The following is a 1,985-nucleotide window of genomic DNA, read 5'->3' as shown; positions in this document are numbered from 1 at the left end:
GACCGCTTTGCTAAAGTGCTCATCGCTGACATTACCTATATTCCAACAAAAGAAGGATGGCTCTATCTATCAGTGGTTATCGACCTCCATTCTCGACTAGTTGTTGGCCATCAATGCTCTGGAGCCATGCCCGCTGAAATCGTAACCGATGCCCTAGAAGCTGCTGTGACTCAATGGGATTTACCACGAGGCAAATCCATCTTTCATTCTGATAGAGGTAGCCAGTACACAAGCTGCAAACTACGTAAGTTACTCGGATATCATAAGTTCAAGCAGTCGATGTCAGCCAAAGGAAACTGCTACGACAATGCGACATGTGAGAGCTTTTTCGGCTCGCTCAAAGCAGAACTACTTCCCAACTGTGGTTATTTTGCAAGCAGAGAACTAGCTCGCAAAGCTATTTTTGAATACATTGAGGGCTTTTATAACACCTACAGACGCCACTCATCACTGGGCTATATATCGCCATTTGAGTACCTCAAAAAACAAAATCAGGTTGCTCTAGCAGCCTAATTCAACTAAAAAATTAAAGGAGACTTGCTGTACGAAATTTGAGGGGAAGATCATTATCTTTCAAATCAAACGTTGTCCGATACCCTCTTTCTTTATCGGCAAGTTGTACAGAGAAGTAGGATGAAGCAGCTTCGAGTAACTCATCACCATCATCACCTGTTATTCCCAAACCACTTTCAAGACATGAGCTACCGTCGATTTCTTGAGACCTCTTAAAGCCACCCCATTTTCGAATGAACTCAATAACGTCAAAAATTGTAATTTCTGTATCGTTCATTTTATCTGCACAACGTCTAGCCCACCAACCGCGCGCGATTGAAATGTTGAAAAACGAAAAATCAATTCATCTCGAAAACTGTAGCGGAGCCTGACGCGGTTAAGCGTCGGGTGCAGCGACTTGTTCGGCCACTATTCTTCCCATGTCTTGCAGAGCTGTAAAAATTCATCCAAATATTCGATTTGCTCAGGGGTAAGCAGTTCTATATGATGACGATTTTCGCAGGCAAACACTACAGCGTCCGATCCTGACAATGGAAAATCGGCTAAATAATGGCGGATGAAAGCTGGCAGGTAAAACCTCCAACCTTCCGAATCTGAAAAAGTGAAGTATTCCTGAAAATCTTCAGTGGCCTGAAGAGAAACATCCATCCAGTGCTGCTCACAATCCATCGCCGCTAACTCCTTGCACCTCGCTTCTGATAAAACCCATTCATCGTCATATCCCCTTGCTACATGAAGGGTAATCCTGGGTTTTGGAGGATCACCAAAAACGTCAGGGAGCCTAAGAGCTAACTTCATTGCTTCACCATGTGCTTCACACCAGAGGTCGTATAGATCCGCGATAGATTCCTTTCTGACACCTTGCCTTCGCAACTCTTCGCGACTTGGAAAATCAGTTTTCAATGCGGATTTCATCTTATTATAGCCGAACGTAAAGCTCAACCGCCGCTGAAGCAACCATCGAACATCTTAAAATCTTCCTTCCTGTAAAACCTAAGCAAAGTCGAGCGCGGTTAGCGGTCGGATGCAGCGACTTGTTCGGCCACATTCTTACCACGCAGCTGCATCGAAATATACGTAGCCATCTTCCCATCCGACTAATATTCGATATCCCGGCTCGTAATGAAAATACATCGGAGGATTCTCAGGCGCAAACCAGCTAGCAGCCCCAGTCCATGAAAAATAATCGCTGCCAGCCCCGCCAGCTTCTTTACGCGTTGCACCAACTCGTCGCGCATACTCAGCGACTTCGCTCTCAGGAATACGGGCTTTAACCACGCGTACAAAGTCTCCGGTGAAGCCAACATCTTCGTAATGCTCCTGAATATCAGTAGCGCCCTCTGGCAAATTACGAACAGCTTTCGAAGGAAGAAATGTATCTAAGACGACTACAATCAATATAGCTACACAGATGATTCCGAGTATCCAAAAGCATCCTCGTGATGGCTTCTTCATAATTATTGCCGAACGTC

4 protein-coding genes are annotated in these 1,985 nt (G+C 45.1%); 1 reads left to right on the top strand and 3 read right to left on the bottom strand.

Annotated features, from left to right (window positions below; all coding sequences use genetic code 11):
* A partial coding sequence (locus tag JIN82_RS05425) for an IS3 family transposase (RefSeq protein ID WP_200310631.1) occupies positions 1-513 on the top strand: 513 nt, incomplete at its 5' end.
* Between the two features lie 13 nt (positions 514-526).
* On the opposite strand, the gene JIN82_RS05420 is transcribed toward JIN82_RS05425, so the two are convergent.
* From JIN82_RS05420 to JIN82_RS05410, 3 genes are all read right to left on the bottom strand, one after another.
* Positions 527-790 carry a hypothetical protein gene (locus tag JIN82_RS05420; RefSeq protein WP_200310630.1) on the bottom strand — a complete coding sequence of 88 codons (264 nt, stop codon included), beginning with the start codon at positions 788-790 and terminating at the stop codon, positions 527-529.
* A 131-nt stretch (positions 791-921) separates the two neighbouring features.
* A complete protein-coding gene (locus JIN82_RS05415; RefSeq protein ID WP_200310629.1) occupies positions 922-1,428 on the bottom strand; it encodes a DUF6714 family protein in 507 nt (168 codons plus the stop codon).
* A 135-nt stretch (positions 1,429-1,563) separates the two neighbouring features.
* Positions 1,564-1,968 carry a hypothetical protein gene (locus JIN82_RS05410; protein ID WP_200310027.1) on the bottom strand — a complete coding sequence of 135 codons (405 nt, stop codon included), beginning with the start codon at positions 1,966-1,968 and terminating at the stop codon, positions 1,564-1,566.
* Positions 1,969-1,985 lie beyond the last annotated feature (17 nt).

Source organism: Persicirhabdus sediminis (assembly GCF_016595495.1).
Lineage (GTDB): Bacteria > Verrucomicrobiota > Verrucomicrobiia > Verrucomicrobiales > Akkermansiaceae > Persicirhabdus > Persicirhabdus sediminis.
Note: the sequence above shows the minus strand (reverse complement) of the source record. Positions and strands in the feature narration are given on the sequence as shown.

Bases quoted from the DNA above. Each gene is read 5' to 3' on its own strand.
- JIN82_RS05420 (WP_200310630.1), bottom strand. From the start codon at position 790: ATGAACGATACAGAAATTACAATTTTTGACGTTATTGAGTTCATTCGA.
- JIN82_RS05415 (WP_200310629.1), bottom strand. From the start codon at position 1,428: ATGAAATCCGCATTGAAAACTGATTTTCCAAGTCGCGAAGAGTTGCGA.
- JIN82_RS05410 (WP_200310027.1), bottom strand. From the start codon at position 1,968: ATGAAGAAGCCATCACGAGGATGCTTTTGGATACTCGGAATCATCTGT.